At 65.8% G+C, this 17372-nt stretch carries 15 protein-coding genes; 10 read left to right on the forward strand and 5 right to left on the reverse strand.

Going from position 1 to position 17372, the window contains the following annotated elements; genetic code table 11:
- Positions 1-8: 8 nt before the first annotated feature.
- Positions 9-1199 carry a mannonate dehydratase gene (gene uxuA / locus RPS27_RS01290; RefSeq protein ID WP_212067426.1) on the forward strand — a complete coding sequence of 397 codons (1191 nt, stop codon included), beginning with the start codon at positions 9-11 and terminating at the stop codon, positions 1197-1199.
- Positions 1200-1308: 109 nt separating this feature from the next.
- On the opposite strand, the gene RPS27_RS01295 is transcribed toward uxuA, so the two are convergent.
- The gene (locus RPS27_RS01295; RefSeq protein WP_194404138.1) at positions 1309-1959 is read right to left on the reverse strand and encodes a TetR/AcrR family transcriptional regulator; all 651 of its coding nucleotides are present in this window, start codon (positions 1957-1959) and stop codon (positions 1309-1311) included.
- Positions 1960-2166: 207 nt separating this feature from the next.
- On the opposite strand from RPS27_RS01295, the gene RPS27_RS01300 reads away from it, so the two are divergent.
- Together RPS27_RS01300 and RPS27_RS01305 are read left to right on the forward strand one after the other, a co-directional pair.
- A complete protein-coding gene (locus tag RPS27_RS01300; RefSeq protein WP_212067280.1) occupies positions 2167-3507 on the forward strand; it encodes an MFS transporter in 1341 nt (446 codons plus the stop codon).
- A gap of 23 nt (positions 3508-3530) precedes the next feature.
- The gene (locus tag RPS27_RS01305) at positions 3531-5027 is read left to right on the forward strand and encodes a carboxylesterase/lipase family protein (RefSeq protein ID WP_212067279.1); all 1497 of its coding nucleotides are present in this window, start codon (positions 3531-3533) and stop codon (positions 5025-5027) included.
- Here the strand turns inward: RPS27_RS01305 and RPS27_RS01310 are convergent.
- On the reverse strand, positions 5024-5719 hold the full coding sequence (locus RPS27_RS01310; RefSeq protein ID WP_212067278.1) for an aspartate/glutamate racemase family protein: 696 nt from the start codon (positions 5717-5719) through the stop codon (positions 5024-5026). The two genes, RPS27_RS01305 and RPS27_RS01310, sit on opposite strands and share 4 nt — an antisense overlap.
- A gap of 866 nt (positions 5720-6585) precedes the next feature.
- Here RPS27_RS01310 and RPS27_RS01315 point away from each other — a divergent pair.
- Genes RPS27_RS01315 through RPS27_RS01330 form a run of 4 tightly spaced genes read left to right on the forward strand, consistent with a single transcriptional unit; the run spans position 6586 to position 11089 of the window.
- A complete protein-coding gene (locus RPS27_RS01315) occupies positions 6586-8247 on the forward strand; it encodes a thiamine pyrophosphate-binding protein (RefSeq protein ID WP_212067277.1) in 1662 nt (553 codons plus the stop codon).
- 4 nt (positions 8248-8251) lie between these two features.
- Positions 8252-9517: an FAD-binding oxidoreductase gene (locus RPS27_RS01320; protein ID WP_212067276.1), complete on the forward strand. Its 1266-nt coding sequence runs from the start codon at positions 8252-8254 to the stop codon at positions 9515-9517.
- 9 nt (positions 9518-9526) lie between these two features.
- Complete coding sequence (locus RPS27_RS01325; protein ID WP_194404132.1) at positions 9527-10270, forward strand: aspartate/glutamate racemase family protein; 744 nt, start codon at positions 9527-9529, stop codon at positions 10268-10270.
- Positions 10271-10309: 39 nt separating this feature from the next.
- A complete protein-coding gene (locus RPS27_RS01330; RefSeq protein ID WP_211416126.1) occupies positions 10310-11089 on the forward strand; it encodes an SDR family NAD(P)-dependent oxidoreductase in 780 nt (259 codons plus the stop codon).
- Positions 11090-11095: 6 nt separating this feature from the next.
- Here the strand turns inward: RPS27_RS01330 and RPS27_RS01335 are convergent, their stop codons facing one another.
- From RPS27_RS01335 to RPS27_RS01345, 3 genes are read right to left on the reverse strand one after another with little or no spacing between them, the layout of a single operon-like run.
- Positions 11096-11890, reverse strand: coding sequence for an IclR family transcriptional regulator (locus RPS27_RS01335; protein ID WP_212067274.1), 795 nt, complete (start codon positions 11888-11890; stop codon positions 11096-11098).
- Positions 11891-11911: 21 nt separating this feature from the next.
- Positions 11912-13645: an FAD-dependent oxidoreductase gene (locus tag RPS27_RS01340; protein WP_212067273.1), complete on the reverse strand. Its 1734-nt coding sequence runs from the start codon at positions 13643-13645 to the stop codon at positions 11912-11914.
- Positions 13646-13652: 7 nt separating this feature from the next.
- The gene (locus RPS27_RS01345) at positions 13653-14867 is read right to left on the reverse strand and encodes an ABC transporter substrate-binding protein (protein ID WP_211416129.1); all 1215 of its coding nucleotides are present in this window, start codon (positions 14865-14867) and stop codon (positions 13653-13655) included.
- A 294-nt stretch (positions 14868-15161) separates the two neighbouring features.
- Between RPS27_RS01345 and RPS27_RS01350 the strand changes: the two genes are divergently transcribed.
- From RPS27_RS01350 to RPS27_RS01360, 3 genes are all read left to right on the forward strand, one after another.
- Positions 15162-15623: an Hsp20 family protein gene (locus RPS27_RS01350; RefSeq protein ID WP_212067272.1), complete on the forward strand. Its 462-nt coding sequence runs from the start codon at positions 15162-15164 to the stop codon at positions 15621-15623.
- Positions 15624-15733: 110 nt separating this feature from the next.
- Positions 15734-16069 carry a hypothetical protein gene (locus RPS27_RS01355; RefSeq protein ID WP_212067271.1) on the forward strand — a complete coding sequence of 112 codons (336 nt, stop codon included), beginning with the start codon at positions 15734-15736 and terminating at the stop codon, positions 16067-16069.
- 157 nt (positions 16070-16226) lie between these two features.
- On the forward strand, positions 16227-17333 hold the full coding sequence (locus RPS27_RS01360; protein WP_212067270.1) for a trypsin-like peptidase domain-containing protein: 1107 nt from the start codon (positions 16227-16229) through the stop codon (positions 17331-17333).
- The last annotated feature ends 39 nt before the right edge of the window (positions 17334-17372 follow it).

Raw genomic sequence — 17372 nt, forward strand, 5'->3', positions numbered from 1 at the left:
AGGGATTCATCATGTTGGAGGGATGGCGCTGGTACGGGCCCGATGATCCGGTCTCGCTCGACGACGTCAGGCAGGCCGGGGCGAGCGACATCGTCTCGGCGCTGCATCAGGTGCCGATCGGGGAGGCCTGGACGCGCAAGGCAGTCGAGGAGCGCAAGAACTTCATCGAGAACGGCCAGCCGGGCCGCTCGCAGCTGACCTGGTCGGTGGTGGAATCGATTCCGATCCCCGACGACGTCAAGCGTCTCGGCGGCAAAGCCACGAAGTCGATTGAGGCCTGGATCGCGAGCCTGGAGGCGGTCGCGAGCGCCGGCATCAGGATTATCTGCTACAACTTCATGCCGGTCGTGGACTGGTGCCGCACCGATCTCGAATGGGAGCTGCCGAACGGCGCCCGCGCCATGCGCTTCGACCAGGACCGCTTTGCCGCCTTCGAGCTGCATATCCTGAAGCGTCCGGCCGCGGTTCAGGAGTATTCGCCGGAGCAGCAGGCCCGCGCAAAAGCGCTGTTCGAGAAGATGAGCCAGGCCGATATCGACTATCTCGTCATGGTAATCGCCAGCGCGCTGCCGGGCTCGACCACCGAGCCGATGACCATCCCGCAATTCCGGGACCGGCTGGAAACCTATCGCGACATCACACCAAAGATACTGCGGCAGCACCTCGCCGAATTCCTGGCGCGCGTGACGCCGGTCGCTGAGCAGCTCGGGGTGTCGCTGACCTTGCATCCGGATGATCCGCCGCGCCCGCTGTTCGGCCTGCCGCGCATCGCCTCGTCAGCCGACGACTATCAGGCGCTGTTCGACGCCGTGCCGTCCAAGGCCAACGGCATCTGCCTGTGCACGGGCTCGCTCGGCGTGCGCGCGGAGAACAATCTGCCTGAAATGGCCGAACGGTTCGGCCCGCGCATCGCCTTTGCGCATCTGCGCGCGACCAAGCGCGAGGCGGACGGGCTGTCGTTCCACGAGTCCGATCATCTCGACGGCGATGTCGACATGGTCGCGGTGCTGAAGGCGCTGCTGAAGGAGAACGCGAAGCGCGCGCCGGACAAGAGGATCGTGTTCCGTCCCGACCACGGCCACCGCATGCTTGACGATCTCGCCGCCACCAAGCGCACCAACCCCGGCTACACCGCCATCGGCCGCCTGCGCGGCCTCGCCGAGCTGCGCGGTGCGATCCGCGCGATCGAGCATCGGTAGGGGGGCTCTGAAGGCCGTGTGCCCCGGACGCAGCGCAGCGCTCCTTCAGCGGTGCCCTGCAGATCCGGGACACGAGACAATGTGACGCGATCGCCGCCCGCTTGCTGCTTCAGCCCTTCGCCCCCAGCCAGGCCAAAATCATCTCGACGATCTGCGTCCGGCTCTTCGCCAAGACCTTCGGCTCGCTCAGGTCCCGATCGAACAGCGCGCCGAACGTGTGGCGGTTGGCGACGCGGAAGAAGCAATAGGAGGAGATGGCGAGATGCAGATCGATGGCATCGACGTCGTCGCGGAAGACGCCTTCCGCGCGGCCGCGCTTCAAAATGCCGTCGAGGGTTGCGATCACGCTGGCATTGAGCTGGCGCAGCTGCAAATTCTGCTTCAGGTGCTTGCCGTGGTGGATGTTCTCGATTGAGACGAGGCGGATGAAGTTCGGGTTGCGCTCGTCGTGGTCGAAGGTCGCTTCGATCAGCCGGCGCAGTCCCTCGCGTGCGTCGCAGCTCGCAATGTCGAGCTGGTCCTCCAGCGCGCGGATGCTGCGATAAGCCTCTTCGAGCACCGCGAGGTAGAGCTGCTCCTTGCCGCCGAAATAATAGTAGATCATGCGCTTGGAGGTGCGCGTCCGCGCCGCGATCGCATCGACGCGCGCGCCGGAATAGCCTTCCGAGGCGAATTCGGCCATCGCCACTTCGAGGATGTCGCGCTTGGTGCGCTCGGGGTCGTTGGTGCGCTTCGATGGGGGCGGCATGCGCTCGAGCATTGCTGTTACTCCCGCCAGTTTCCACGGATCACCTTGAAGGTGAAGGCAAATTTGGCGCCTTCCGGCGATGATCCAACGCGTATTGCATAAACGTACTAGTTCGTACATTATGACGTCAAACCAAGGCTGCGGCAACCAGAACAGAAAACGCGCGTAAGGCGGCCCGCCTGACGCGAACCGCACCGGCCACATGGGGAGGAGATTCGAATGACGTTGACGTCAACCGCGCCGCTGCGCGCGTCACCCGGCGCGGAAGCCGCGCAAGACAAGCTGCCCAAGCGCGCCGCGCTGGTCAGCTTCGTCGGCAGCATGCTCGAATACTACGACTTCTTCATCTACGGCACCGCCGCAGCGCTGATCTTTCCAAAAGTGTTCTTCGCCAATGTCGATCCCTCGACGGCGACGCTGCTCGCGCTGCTGTCCTTCGGCATCGGCTACATCGCCCGGCCGGTCGGCGCCGTCATCCTCGGCCATTTCGGCGATCGCATCGGCCGCAAGACGGTGCTGCTGTTCACGCTGGTGCTGATGGGCGGCTCGACGCTCGCGATCGGCCTGCTGCCGGATGCCAAGGCGATCGGCAATGCCGGGCCTGTCATCCTGACGCTTCTGCGCCTGCTGCAAGGCCTGTCGGCCGCCGGCGAGCAGAGCGGGGCGAACTCGCTGACGCTGGAGCATTCCGCCAATTCCAACCGCGCCTTCTTCACGAGCTGGACCTTGAGCGGCACCCAGGCCGGCGCGATCCTGGCAACGCTGGTGTTCATCCCGGTGTCGAGCCTGCCGGAAGACCAGCTCCTGAGCTGGGGCTGGCGCATTCCCTTCCTGCTCTCCGCGCTGGTGCTGCTGGTTGCCTATCTGGTGCGGCGGACCATGCCCGAAACGCCCGTGTTCGAGGACATCAAGGACAAGGCGCAAGTGGCGCGCTTCCCCGTCGTTACGCTGCTGCGCGACTACTGGCCCGATGTGCTGCGCGTGATCGTCTGCGCGCTGATCGCCACCGTCAGCACCATGACCGCCGTGTTCGCGCTCGGCTATGTCACCTCCAAGTTCGGCGTGGCGCGTCCAACCATGCTGTGGGCCGGCGTGCTCGGCAACGTCACCGCGCTGATCACCCAGCCGCTGTGGGCCTTGCTGGCGGACAAGATCGGCCGCAAGCCGGTGTTCATCGGCGGCGTGCTCGGCTGCGCGGTGCTCGTGTTCCCCTATTTCATGCTGGTGACCTCAGGCAATACGCTGACGATCTTCGCCGCGGCGATGATCCTCTCGGGCATCGTCTATGCCGCACCCAACGCGATCTGGCCGTCCTTCTATGCCGAGATGTTCGAGGCGCGCGTGCGCTATTCCGGCACCGCGATCGGCACCCAGCTCGGCTTCCTCGCCGCCGGCTTCACGCCGCTGGTGAGCGCGAGCCTGGTCGGCGAGGGACCGAATGGCTGGATTCCGGTCGCGATCTTCGTTGCCTGTTGCTGCGTGATCTCGGCGGCGGCCGCGGCGACCGCGCGCGAAACCCACACCGTCGACATCGCCGATCTCGGCAAGCGGCGTGCTTGAGCGACGGGCAGGGCGACAATCGCATGTTGACCAATGCAGTTTCGACCACGAGCGGGCCCGTCACGGGCCTCGTGCAGAACGGCATGCGCGTCTTCAAGGGCGTGCCTTATGCGACGGCGCGCCGCTTCGCGAAGGCGGGGCCGCCGGCTGGCAGGACGGCGCCGCTGCACTGCACGGATTTCGGTCCGTACGCGCCGCAACCCGGTCATCTCGATCATGCCATTGAGGAGGCCTGTCTCAGCCTGAACGTCTGGACGCCGGCAGGGGCCGATCGTCCGCTGCCGGTGCTGTTCTTTGTCCATGGCGGCGCCTTCGTCACCGGCGGCGGTGCGGACTATGATGGCGCCTTCCTCGCCGCGAACGGCCCGGCGGTGATCGTCACCATCAACTACCGGCTTGGCCCGCTCGGATTCCTGCAGCTGCATCGTCACGGCCTTCACGAGGCCAACAACCTCGCGCTCCAGGATACGCTCGCCGCGCTTCATTGGGTGCGCGCCAATATCGCGAATTTCGGCGGCGATCCTGACGCAATCACATTGTCCGGCCAGTCGGCTGGCGCCTCCATGGTGATCGCGCTCGCGACCTTGCCGCAGGCGAGGGGAAAATTCATCCGCGCGCTCGCGCTCAGCGCGCCCGGGCGAACCATCATGCGCGCCGATCACGCCGACGACGTCGCGCGCCGCGTGCTCGACGAGCTCGAACTGGCGCGCGACCCGGGCGCGATCGGGTCGGTGCCACTGCCAAGACTGTTCGCTGCGGTGGAGCGGGTCGGCCGCAGGCTGGCGGACGAGACCGAGCAAGGCACGTTGTTCGGGCCGGTGCTCGACGGCGTCGTGATCCCGCGCGAGCCGCGCGATGTCTTCGCCAGTGGGGCCTTGCGGGACATTCCGCTCTGGCTCGGCTCCTGCCGCGACGAGATGGTGATGTTCCTGAAAAGCACGCCGCCGGCCGCGATGATCCGCACCACCGAGCGGCAGCTGCGGGCTTCATTCGGCGATACCGGCTGGGAGCGCCTGTTGTCCTCATATCGTGCCACCGCGCGCGCCGATGAGGATCCGTACGAGGCGCTGTTGTCGGATGCGTTCTGGCATCGCCCGATGGCCGATCTCGCGCGGCTGCAGGCCGGGGCGGGCGGCGCAGTCTGGCTCAGCCGGTTCGATCACCGACCGGCGCTGGAGCCGTTCCTGTCGCAAGGCCCGACCCACGGTGCCGACAACGCCTGTCTCTGGGCGCATCTGCCTGATTTCGTCGATCGCCCGATCCTGAAACGCAAGGGCGGCCCGATGACACTTGACGACGTCGAGGTCGCGGCGCGGTTTCAGGCCGATGTGCTGCGCTTCGTCACGACCGGCGTGCCCGACGCCGCGGAGGCCTGGCCGCGGTTCACGTCAGCCAACGAGCCGCTCGCGATTTTCGGACAGCCGTTCCATGTCGTCTCCCTCAAAGACGAGGCGCGGTCGCGGCTATGGACGGAGCTGCTGGCGCAATCCGGCGGGCCCAAGGCGCGAGGCGTCGCTTAAGATCCCCCGATGGCGAAATCCGCCGCCGTCTCCGCGTGAATGGCCGTGGTGTCGAACGTCTCGACCGAGGTATCATCGGGCCCGACCAGCATCGTGATCTCGGTGCAGCCGAGGATGATGCAGTCCGCACCGGCGGCGACGAGCGCTGCCATCACGTCCCGATAGCGGCGACGCGAGGGGTCAGTGACGATTCCAAGGCACAGCTCGTCATAGATGATGCGGTTGACGTCGGCGCGCGCCTCGGTGGGAGGAACCAGCACGTCGAGATCATGCGCGCGCAACCGGTCGACGTAAAAGTCCTCCTCCATCGTGAACTTGGTGCCGAGCAGCCCGACCCGCCGGTAGCCTTTCGCCCGGATCCGCTGCGCCGTCGCATCGCCGATGTGAATGAACGGAATGCTGACGCCAGAGACGATCTCGGGCGCCAGCTTGTGCATCGTGTTCGTGCACAGCACGATCGCCCGCGCGCCTGCGCTTTCAAGACGCCGCGCGACCTCGGCAAGGCTGGCCGCCGCCTCCCCCCAGCGGCCCGCATATTGCATCTGCTTGATCTCCTCGAAATCGTAGGAGTACAGCAGCAGCGGGGCCGAATGCAGCTTGCCTATGCGTTCGCGGACGCGCTCGTTGATCAGCTTGTAATAGAGCGCCGTGCTCTCCCAGCTCATGCCGCCGATCAGGCCGATGGTCTGCATTCCGGTGTCCTCGTTTGAGTTTGGCCCGACCGTAGACGAAAACGTCGCGGCTCGGTAGCCGCCGCAAGTGCATGCGGTCTGGGGCAGCGCACGCGTGCCTGTGTCGGCCTCTGTCAAGCGCAACGTCTAAAAATATTCCACTTTACCGAAATTCGGTTTCGGCGTATGTGTCGTCCATCCTGATCCGGCGAAAGGGGCGGTCGTACGTCGTTTCGAACCGCGGATCGGGGAGCGGTGGACGCAGGCGGCGTCGTGCACGACAGGCGGGAGCAGGGCGGGATCAACCCCGTGAGGTCCTGGCCGCGTGCGGACGAGCGGCGCTGAAGCGTACGGCCAAATCGCGTGGTCCTGGCTGTCGTTGCTACAGTCAAGCCTTGCGGAGGTGCGCCGAGCCCAACCGGGCAAAGCGCGCCGTCAATCCGCGAGACGAGGGAGGCCAAAGGAAAGGTCGGCTCCCGGGAGAGCGCGCCATACGCCGTCAAACATCGCGCAGGGAAGGCCGGACGTTTCCGGCTTCACCTGTCATCCGTTGTGCATTGCGTGTGCATTTTCATCGCACGACGGACAAGCGGGTGCCAGCCGGCGCCCGGCCTTCCCTGCGCCCTTTCATTGAGGGCGTGACGAGAAGCGCAAGACTCGGGCGCAAGGCGCTGCGAGAAGGCGAAGGCGCGTCTGCAAGCGAGATGGAGAAGAGCGATGCTGTTGCGTCATACTCCGTCATTGCGAGCAGGCTGTCGTGCAGGGGGCACGGACCGGCATGACGCCTGCGCAGGCTATGATCGCCTTTGGCGCTTGCGCGCTCTGTCGGCGTGTCTTACCCAGTTCGGCGAATAATGGCGTATCGCCAGAGCCTTGAGGGAGCCGACATGACCATCCGCAACACCCGCACCGGCGGCCAGATCCTGATCGATCAGCTCGTCGCGCAAGGCGTCGACCGCGTCACCTGCGTGCCCGGTGAGAGCTACCTGGCGGCCCTCGATGCGCTGCATGACAGCCCGATTGACGTCGTGATCTGCCGCGCCGAAGGCGGCGCTGCCATGATGGCGGAAGCCTATGGCAAGCTCACCGGGCGGCCCGGAATCTGCTTCGTCACCCGCGGCCCCGGCGCCACCAATGCCAGCCACGGCGTCCATATCGCCATGCAGGATTCGACGCCGATGATCCTGTTCGTCGGCCAGGTCGACACCGGCATGCGTGAGCGTGAGGCGTTCCAGGAACTCGACTACAAGGCCGTGTTCGGCTCCATGGCGAAATGGGCGGTCGAGATCGACCGTCCCGACCGCATTCCGGAGCTCGTGGCGCGCGCCTTCCGCGTCGCCATGCAGGGCCGCCCCGGTCCCGTGGTGATCGCGCTGCCGGAGAACATGCTGACCGAGACTGCCGCCGTTGCCGATGCCATGCGCATCGAGCCGGCGGTGAGCTGGCCCGCCCCGGCCGATCTCGAAAAGCTCGGCGCCATGCTCGCGGGCGCCAAGGCGCCGCTGGTCATCCTCGGCGGCTCGCGCTGGACCGACGAGGCGACCAAGAGCATCGCGCGCTTTGCCGAGCGCTTCGACCTGCCGGTCGCGACCTCGTTCCGCCGGGCCTCGCTGATCGATGCCGATCATTCGCATTATGCCGGCGATCTCGGCATCGGACCGAGCCCGGGTCTGAAGGCGCGCATCGACAACGCCGACGTCGTCCTGCTGATCGGCGGCCGCATGTCGGAGATGCCGTCCTCGTCCTACACACTGTTCGACATTCCCAATCCGAAGCAGAAGCTGGTTCACGTACATCCCGGCTCCGAAGAACTCGGCCGCGTCTATCAGCCCGATCTGGCGATCCAGGCAACGCCCGCCGCGTTCGCTGCCGCCGTCGAGACGCTGAAGCCCGCGGGCGCGATTGCCTGGAAGGGCGAGGCCGCCAAGGCGCATGCCGATTACCTCGCCTGGACCGACAAGGCGCGCGAGCTGCCCGGCACGTTCCAGTACGGCCAGGTCATGACCTGGCTGCGCGACCGGCTGCCGAAGGACGCCATCGTCTGCAATGGCGCCGGCAATTATGCCGGATGGATCCATCGCCATCACCGCTTCCACAGCTTTGCGGCGCAGCTCGCGCCGACCTCGGGCTCGATGGGCTATGGCGTGCCGGCGGCGGTGCTTGCGAAACGGCAATATCCGGATCGGATCGTCGTCGCCTTCGCCGGCGACGGCTGCTTCCTGATGAACGGCCAGGAGTTCGCCACCGCCGTGCAGTACGATGCGCCGCTGATCGTCATCGTCGTCGACAATGCGCAATACGGCACCATCCGCATGCACCAGGAGCGCGATTATCCCGGCCGCGTCGTCGGCACCCAGCTCAAGAATCCCGACTTTGCGATGTATGCGAAGGCGTTCGGCGGACATGGCGAGCGCGTCGAGCGCACGGAAGAGTTCGCGCCGGCGTTCGAGCGCGCGCTGGCCTCGGGCAAGCCGTCGATCCTCCACTGCATCATCGATCCCAGGGCTATCTCCGTCGGCAAGGACTTTACGCCGGCGGTGAAGGCTTAAAGCGATGGCGGCCAGTCGCCATGTCGCCATCATCGGTGCTGGCGCGGTCGGTGTGATCAGCGCCATCGAGGCGCTGCGCGAGGGCCACCGCGTCACGCTGATCGATCCGGGCGAGCCCGGCGGCGAGCAGGCGGCAAGCTATGGCAATGCCGGCTGGCTGTCGTCGCATTCGGTGATCCCGCCGGCCGAGCCGGGCATCTGGAAGAAGGTGCCGGGCTATTTGATGGACCCGCTGGGGCCGCTCGCGATCCGCTGGTCGTATCTGCCGAAGGCGCTGCCCTGGCTGATCAAATATCTGCTCTCGGGGTGGACCCCGGCGCGGGTCGAGACCACGGCGTTCGCGCTACGCGATCTCCTCAAGGACGCGCCGCTGCTGCACCGGAAGCTCGCCGAAGAAGCTGGTGTCCCCGAGCTGATCGAGCGCAATGGCGTCATGCATGTGTTTCCCTCGCGCAGCAATTTCGACAATGATCTCGGCTGGCGCCTGCGCCGGAAGGTCGGCGTCGAATGGCTGGAGCTTTCCGCCGACGAGATTCGCCAGCGCGAGCCTGACCTGCATTCGCGCTACACCTTTGGCGTGGTGGTGGAAGAGGCCGGCCGCTGCCGCGATCCCGGCGCTTATGTCGCAGCCCTCGCCAATCATGCGATCGCTGGCGGAGCCAAGCATGTACGGGCCAAGGCGACCGGCTTGAGGCTGGACGGCGACAAGCTCGTCGCCGTTGTCACCGAGACCGGCGAGATACCTTGCGATGCCGCGGTGGTTGCCGCCGGTGCGCGATCGAAGCAGCTCACCGCCTCCGTCGGCGATGTCCTGCCGCTGGAGACCGAGCGCGGCTATCACGTCATGATCGAGAATCCGGAAACAGGTCCGCGCAGCTCGATGATGGCGTCTGACGCCAAGATGGTGGTGAACTGGACCAACAAGGGCCTGCGCGCCGCCGGCACCGTCGAGATCGCGGGCCTCGAGGCCGCACCGAACTGGAAACGGGCCGAGATCCTGCGCGATCATCTTCTCGGCATGTTCCCGAAACTGCCGAAGGACATTCCGGCTTCACGCATCAAGATGTGGTTCGGCCATCGGCCGAGCATGCCGGACGGGCGCCCCTGTATCGGCCATGCGCGCGCCTCGCGTGATATCGTCTATGCTTTCGGCCATGGCCATGTCGGCCTGGTCGGCTCGGCCCGTACCGGCCGCCTTGTCGCGCAGCTCCTCAGCGGCAAGCCGCCTGAAATTCCGCTGCTGCCCTTCGCGCCCGAACGTTTCCTCTGAGGTCGCAACATGACTTATCCTGCCAACTCGTCATCCCGGATCGCCCGTGGCGGCAAGGCCATCTATGGCGCGCCGCTCGGCATCTTGATGCTGGAAGCGCGCTTTCCCCGCATTCCCGGCGACATGGGCAACGGCACGACCTGGCCGTTCCCCGTGCTCTATCGCGTGGTGAGCGGCGCTTCGCCCGAGAAGGTGGTGCTGAAGGGTGCGGCCGGCCTGCTGCCTGACTTCATCGACGCGGCGAAGGATCTGGTGCGGCTGGGCGCCGAAGCCATCACCACCAATTGCGGCTTCCTCTCGCTGTTCCAGAAGGAGATCGCGGCCGCGGTCGGCGTGCCCGTTGCGACCTCGTCGCTGATGCAGGTGCCGTGGGTGCAGGCGACCCTGCCGCCGGGCAAGCGCGTCGGCCTCGTCACGGTCTCGGGCTCGACCCTGACGCCGGCCCATCTCGAAGGCGCGGGCGTGCCGCTCGACACGCCGCTGGTCGGCACCGAGAACGGCAAGGAGTTCTTTCGCGTCCTGATCAAGGCCGAGAAGGACGACATGGACATCGCACAGGCCGAGCGCGACGTGGTCGAGGCCGGCAAGCAGCTCGTCGCCAAGAATCCTGACGTCGGCGCCATCGTGCTCGAATGCACCAACATGCCGCCTTACGCGGCCGCGCTTCAGGCCGAGGTCGGGTTGCCCGTCTACGACATCTATTCCATGATCACCTGGTTTCATGCTGGACTGCGACCGCGCGTCTTTGCGTGAGCGCGTCCGCGACATCGTCACAAGTCCTGGAGTGAGCCCATGAAACTATCCGGCAAGGTTGCTGCCATCACCGGCGCGGCGCGCGGCATCGGCAAGGCCTGTGCGAAGAGATTTTTGGACGACGGCGTCAAGGTCGTCATCTCCGACGTCGATGCCCAGGGTCTTGCCGCGACGGCCGCCGAGTTGGGCCGCCCGGACGCCCTGCGCACCGTTGTCGGCAACGTGGCCAAGCGTGCCGATGTCGATCAGCTCGTTGCCACCGCCGTGAAGGAATTCGGCCGGCTCGACATCATGGTCAACAATGCCGGCGTCGCCCGCAACCGCGACATCCTGGAGATATCCGAAGAGGAGTTCGACGAGATCATCGGCATCAACTTGAAGGGTGCGTTCTTCGGTGTGCAGGCCGCGGCCAAGCAGATGATCGCGCAAGGTGGCGGCGGCGTCATCATCAACATGTCCTCGGTGAACGCGCTGCTGGCGATCCCGGCGCTGGCGACCTATGCGATGTCCAAGGGCGGCATGAAGCAGCTGACGTCGGTCGCCGCCGTCGCGCTCGCGCCGCACAACATCCGGGTCGTGGCGGTCGGGCCGGGCACGATTTTGACCGACATGGTGGCGTCGTCGATCTATACCTCCGAGGATGCCCGCAAGACCGTGATGTCCCGCACGCCTGCGGGCCGTGGCGGCGAGCCGAGCGAGGTGGCCTCCGTCGTCGCGTTCCTCGCGAGTGACGATGCCTCCTACATCACGGGACAGACGATCTATCCGGACGGTGGGCGGTTGATCCTGAACTACACCGTGCCGGTGAAGGAGAAGTAGAGGCACTCACTCCGCGGCAGCGGTGATCCCGTAACCCAGCCGCTTCGAGATGCCGCCGGCGCAATCGCGCAGGGCATGGGCGATCGGGCTGTCCCAGCGCGCATCGAAGGTGCCTTCCGGCCCCATCGCGGTGATGACCAGTGCGACGTGACCGGAATGGTCGAACACGGGGGCCGAGAACGCGTTGACGCCGGGCAGGGGATCGCCGAGCGCGCGGGCGAGGCCGTGCTTGCGCACCTCGGTCAGCATCTCCGCGACCTTGGCGCCCTTCACCGCGCGCTTGGGATTGTAACCGACGCCGTGACGGTCGAGGCCGCTCTCGAGCGCGGCGTTGATTGTCTTCTCCGGCAGGAAGGCCGCAAACGCCCGGCCGGTCGCGGTCTCCAGCAGTGCCATCACCGAGCCGGCGCGCATGACGATGTGGACCGGCTGGGCCGGCTCTTCGAGCTGGACCACGGTCGGGCCGTGCGTGCCCCATACGGCGAGGGACACCGCATGTCCGATCTGGCTCGCGAGCGCGGCGATCTTCGGCCTTGCGATGTGCACGCCGGAGAGCCGACGCAGGCTGATCAGGCCGAGCTCCAGCGCCAGCGCGCCGATCTCGTAGCGGCCGGTGGTCTCGTCCTGCTCGATCAGGCCGATGCGCGAGAAGCTGGCAAGATAAGGGTGCGCCTTGGCGGGCGTCATGCCGGCCTCGCGCGCGAGATCGCGCAGCATCATCGGCTCGCCGCTGCGGGCGAGCGCGCGGAGCAGTTCTCCGCCGACCTCGATGGACTGGATGCCGCGGCTTTCTCTCTTCATGCGCCTCCGATGCGCTTGGCTTCAAGCCGCGTCGCGCTTGGCGGCGCTGTCGGCGAGATGGCGGCCGGCAATGTAGCCGAAGGTCAGCGCCGGCCCAAGCGTGATGCCGGCGCCGGGATAATTGCCGCCCATGATGCTCGCCATGTCGTTGCCGGCGGCATAGAGCCCGGGAATCACCCGTCCCTCGGCATCGAGCGCCCGCGCATTCGCGTCGGTGACGATGCCGGCATAGGTGCCGAGGTCGCCGACCACCATCTTGATGGCATAGAACGGCCCGTTCTCGATTGGCGCGACGCAGGGATTGGGCCCGTGCATGGCATCGCCCTGGTAGCGATTATAGGCCTTCGAACCCTTGCCGAAGGCGGCGTCATGGCCTTGCGGGGCGGTCGCATTGAACTGCCTGACCGTCTCGGCGAATGCCCTGGCATCGATGCCGGTCTTCGCCGCCAGCGCCTCCAGCGTATCGCCGCGCATGAGATAGCCGGTCTCGAGGTGATGACCCAGCGGCATCGGGAAGGGCGGCACGCAGCCGAGGCCATATTTGCGCAGCGTCTTGTGATCGCAGACGAGATAGGCCGCGATCTCCTCGCCGGGCTTGGCCGCCTTGATCATGGCCTGGACGAAGTCGTGATAGGAGTTGCCCTCATTGGCAAAGCGCTTGCCGTCGCGCATCACCGCGATGACGCCGGGCTTGGCGCGGTCGATGAAATGCGGCATCACGCCCTTCGAGCCGTCCTTGCGCGTCGTCAGCGACACCGGCACCCAGGCTGCCGCGTTGGGCAGGCGGTCCTCGACATGCCCGCCGGCGCGCTCCGCAAGACGCAGGCCGTCACCGGTGTTGCCGGTGGGCCCCGGCGAATAATGCTCGTTCCCGGTCGGCGCGTGCGGAAACATCTTTTTGCGGCGCTCGACGTCGTGCGGAAAACCGCCGCAGGCGAGTACGACGCCGTGTCGCGCGCGAACGCGGACTTCACGTCCCTCGCGCGACACGATGGCGCCGGTGACCGCGCCGTTCTCGACCGTCAGCTCGCGCACGGGCGAGGACAGCCACATCGGAATCTTCAGGTCGAGCGCGGATTTGGCAAGGCGCCCCGCGAGCGCATTGCCGTTGGTCAGCGTCATGCCGCGGCCATAGCGCAGCAGGTCCATCAGGTGTCGCGACAGGCGTTTGGCGACGTAGGCCGCGGAGGTCAGCGACTTCGTCACGCGCATGAAGTGGATGATCTCTTTGCCGCTTCCCAGCATCATGCCGAACACGGTGAGCTCGGGCAGCGGCATGCCCAGCGACTTGATGAGGTCGCCGAGCTCGCGGCCGTCGAACGGACGCGTCACCATGGAGCGGCCGCCCTGTGCGCCGCCCGGCGCCTCGGCGTGATAGTCGGGAAACACCAGCGGCATGTCGAAGCGCAGCGCCGTCTTGGCGGTGAAGAAATCGACCGCCTCGGGGCCGGCCGTGAGAAATGCATCGACGCGTTCCGCATCGAAATTGTTGCCGGCTTCGTGCCGCAAATAAGTGCGGGCCTGCTCCTGCGTTTCCGCGATGCCATAGGCCTTCGCCAGCGAGGTGCCGGGAATCCAGAGCCAGCCTCCGGAGCGGGCGGTGGTGCCGCCGAAGCGCGGCTCCTTCTCGACGATCAAGACGTCGAGGCCGCGGGAGCGGGCGGTGATCGCGGCCGACATGCCGGAGCAGCCCGATCCGGCCACGAGCACATCGCACTCGTAGGTTTCGCTTGCGCCATGCTCGTTGCCGGTCATCTGGACCTCACTTCTTCAGCAGCGGACATTTGGACTCGGAGACCGGGCGGAAGGCGTCCTCGCCCTTCACGGTCTTGACGATGTCCAGATAGTCCCACGGCTCCTTCGATTGCTCGGGCGATTTCACCTTGGCGAGATACATGTCGCGGATGACGCGGCCGTCCTCGCGCAACTTGCCGCCGTGGACGAAGATATCCTCGATCGGCAGCTCGCGCATCTTGGCCATCACCTTGGCGGGATCGTCGGTGCCAGCGGCCTTGATGCCTTTCAGGTAATGCAGGACCGAGCCATAGACGCCGGTATGGATCATGGTCGGCATCACCTTGGTGCGCTCATAGAACTTCTTGGACCAGGCGCGCGTCGCCTCGTCCATATTCCAGTACGACGCCGTCGTCATATAGGTGCCTTGCGCGGCTTTGAGGCCGACCGCGTGCACGTCGGTGTCGAACATCAGGAGGCCAACCAGCTTCTGGCCGCCCTGCACGAGGCCGAATTCGCCGGACTGCTTGATCGCGTTGTCGGTGTCCTGGCCGGCATTGGCGAAGGCGACGACGTCGGCTTTCGAGCTTTGCGCCTGCAGCGCAAAGGACGAGAAGTCCGCCGTGTTGGTCGGATGCTTGACGCCGCCGAGCACCTTGCCGCCCATCTCATTGATGAAGCGCGTCGCGTCCTTCTCGAGCTGCTGGCCGAAGGCGTAGTCGGCGGTGATGAAATACCAGGACTTGCCGCCTTCCTTGATCACGGCGGAGGCCGTCACCTTGGACAGCGCATAGGTGTCGTAGGTGAAATGCACAGTGTTGGGGCTGCACAGCTCGTCGGTCAGCGAGCTTGCGCCGGGGCCGGAGAGCAGCGCGATCTTGTTACGCTCGCGCACCATGTTGTGCACGGCGATCGCGATGCCGGAATTGGGGATGTCGACGACGGCATCGACCTTGCCGTTGTCGAACCAGCCGCGCACGATCTGCACGCCGACATCGGTCTTCATCTGGTGGTCGGCGCTGATGATCTCGATCGGCTTGCCGAGCACGGTCGGCCCGAATTCCTCCACCGCCATCTTTGCCGCCTCGACCGAGCCCGGCCCCGAATTGTCACGGCCCCAGCTCGACAGATCCGTCAGCACGCCGATCCGCACCGCGTCGTCGGAGACTTGCGCGGTCGCGGCTGTGGTTACGGCAGCCGATGTCATGGCCGCGAGCAAGGCGCAGGCCAGAAGCCCTCTCATGGTTGTCTCCTCTCTCTTATTGGCCGCATGGCGCGGCGGGCTGGTCCTAGAAAAGTTAGATATAAGCGAATTAGTTTGTCAATGGCGAATATCTCTGGGGCTCTGTCGGGCTCTAAAAATTTTTGAACCGCCCCTTGAAAGCTATTTCTGATTTTCTAAGTCGTTTTTCGCCGCGAGAGCGGTGTGCCGGACGCCAGATCGGGTCCGGTGCGGGCGCCGGGCCGGCTTCGGACCTCGTCTGGGATTCTGTCCTGCGCTCCTTCGTATCCATCTTGCTCTCAGGAGGACTTGGTTATGAGGACCAGTTTCGACTTCGCGCCCCTGTGGCGTTCCACCATCGGCTTCGATCACCTGGCCGACCTCGTCGACAGCACGCTGCGCCAGGCGACCGAGGACAATTATCCCCCTTACAACATCGAACGCTCCGGCGAGGACCATTACCGGATCAGTCTCGCGGTGGCGGGCTTCGGCACCAGCGACGTCACGGTGACGGCCGAACAGAACGCGCTGACGATCGAGGGCAGGAAACCCGAGACCGCCGCGCGGGAATATCTGTACCAGGGCATCGCTGCGCGGCCCTTCCGGCGCGTGTTCAACCTTGCCGACTATGTCCAGGTGAAGCAGGCCTCGTTCCAGGACGGGCTGCTGATCATCGACCTCGTCCGCGAGGTTCCGGAAGCCATGAAGCCCCGCCGGATTCCGATCACGGGTGCCGCGCCTGCGGCCTCGCAGATCGAGCAGAAGAAAGCGGCTTAAGCTCTCGCTGTTGCGACCAACAGCATCAAGCGGGACGGCGGCGATTGTCGCCGCCGTCTCGTCGTCAACAAGCACGTCCCTTGGAAAGGAGCATGAGGGGAGGTTCAGAAATGACCAACGTGAATAGCAATGCCGGGACTCTCAATCCGCTGTTTCACCCCGCAGCCCATTACGATTCGCCTGACGATGTCCTGAATGCTGAGGAGCTCTCTCCGCCGGAGAAGCGGATCATCCTGTCGTCCTGGGCATCCGACATGTACGCGGTCGAATCCTGTCCCGGCTTACGCGAGATCCCCGGGATGAGCCACACGGTCCGGCTCGCCGATATCCTGGCTTGCTTGCGCAAGCTCGACGGCGACAACGACAATGACGATCCGCCGCGCGGCGGCGGCGTGCCGATGCGGCTGCGGCGGCCCTGGGCCGCCGCTGAGGGGCATCATCCATGATGCTCACGCAGACTGTTCTGGGATTGGTGTTGCTCGGCCAGGTTTCGGCGACCTTCGCCGCTCCGTTCCTCGCCATGCAAGGCTGGATCGCCGCGTCACGCGACGGCGAGTGAGCCACCCCGTTCTCCGATATCCATACAAGGCGGCAGGAAAAAAGATGAACGCTGTGCGTCCGCTCTTGCTGGCGATGCTGATGCTGACGCTCATGGCGTCACAGCCTGCTGCCGGCCAAATCCCCGACATGAAGACCGGCGGCTCGGTGCCGACCCTGGCGCCCCTGGTGCGCCGGGTGACACCCGCCGTGGTCAACATTTCCGTGCACGGCCGCGTGCGCGAGGACAACCCGCTCTATCGCGATCCCTTGTTTCGCGAGTTCTTCGACGTTCCCCGGCAGATTGAAAAGGAGGTGAGCGCGACCGGTTCCGGGGTGATCGTCGATGCCGAGCGCGGTTATGTGCTGACCAACAATCACGTGGTCGAAGGCACGTCTGCAGTTCAGATCACGACCAAGGATGGTCGGCAGTTCTCCGCCAAGGTGGTCGGACGCGATCCGCCGACCGACGTTGCCGTGCTCCAGATCCAGAACCCTACGGGCCTCAAGGCGCTACCCTTCGGCGACAGCGATGCGCTCGACGTCGGCGATTTCGTGCTCGCGATCGGCAATCCCTTCGGGCTCGGGCAGACCGTGACATCGGGCCTCGTCAGCGCGCTCGGCCGCACCGGCCTCGGCAAGCAGGGCTATGAGGATTTCATCCAGACCGATGCTGCGATCAATCCAGGCAATTCCGGCGGGGCGCTGGTCAGCCTGCGCGGCGAACTGGTCGGCATCAACTCGGCGATCATCTCGCCCGCCGGCGGCAATGTCGGCATCGGCTTTGCCATTCCGGTCAACATGGCGCGCAAGGTGATGGAGCAGATCGTCGCGAGTGGCCGCGTCGAGCGCGGCCGCATCGGCGTCTCTCTGAAAGACCTGCATCCGTCGATCAACAAGGGACTGACCCAGGGCGCCGAGATCGCCGAGATCGCTGCAGACTCGCCCGCCGAGAGGGCAGGCCTGCGCAAGGGTGACGTCGTGACCGCTGCCGACGAGCGTCCGATCCGCACCGCCGCACAACTCCGCAATACGATTGGCCTGGCACGTGTCGGCGAGGAGGTGAGGCTCAATCTGCTGCGCAATGGCACACCGCTCACCGCGACCGTGCGGGTGGCACCGGCGAACCAATCAAGCAGTGCGCTCGCAGGCCCCAATCGCCTCGTTCGCTAGAGCATGACGGGGTGAGGCTCAATTGCCGCGATGACGGAG

This window comes from Bradyrhizobium sp. WYCCWR 12699 (genome assembly GCF_032144035.1).
In the GTDB taxonomy this organism is placed as follows: domain Bacteria; phylum Pseudomonadota; class Alphaproteobacteria; order Rhizobiales; family Xanthobacteraceae; genus Bradyrhizobium.